This window comes from Weissella sp. DD23, from assembly GCF_001579105.1.
Lineage (GTDB): Bacteria > Bacillota > Bacilli > Lactobacillales > Lactobacillaceae > Weissella > Weissella cibaria.
In genome coordinates this window covers 1-481 of the sequence record NZ_KQ970454.1, presented here as the reverse complement: position 1 = coordinate 481, position 481 = coordinate 1, and the positions used below count along the sequence as shown (strand labels likewise).

The window sequence follows — 481 nt, the reverse complement described above, 5'->3', positions numbered from 1 at the left end:
CGTCGTAGCTGGAAGCCAAACTTGACAAAAGGTGACGGTTAAGATTAACGGTTCAGCACCTAAGAAGGTGTACTTGTCAGCTCGTACTTTGAAGGCTGGTTTGAAGAACGGTTCAATTGAGCGTGTTTAATAGATAAAGCTACCGTCTACGGTGGCTTTTTTCTTTTTTACGGGACTTGTTGAAAAGTAAACAAGTTCTTCAAAAAAACTGTTTCTGGCCTATCCTATGGTAAAATAGAAATAGTTTTATACGGAGGTCATACAGATGGCAGTTAAGATTCAAACAACGCAAGGTGCGATTGAGATCGAAAATGATGTCATTGCGACGATTGTTGGGGGTGCAGCTACTGATAACTATGGTGTTGTTGGTATGGCCAGCCAAAACCCACTTCGCGATGGGGTCAACCAAATTTTGAATGGCGATAACTTCGCTAAGGGAGTTGTCGTTCGCCAACAAGAGAATGGTGTGGCAGTTGATGTT

The 481-nt window shown here is 42.6% G+C and carries 1 protein-coding gene and 1 pseudogene; both read left to right on the top strand.

Annotated elements, in window-relative coordinates:
- Nucleotides 1-130 (top strand): annotated as a pseudogene (locus WEIDD23_RS12205) (L28 family ribosomal protein); the annotation flags it as partial.
- A gap of 135 nt (nucleotides 131-265) precedes the next feature.
- A partial coding sequence (locus WEIDD23_RS12200) for an Asp23/Gls24 family envelope stress response protein (protein ID WP_156469674.1) occupies nucleotides 266-481 on the top strand: 216 nt, incomplete at its 3' end.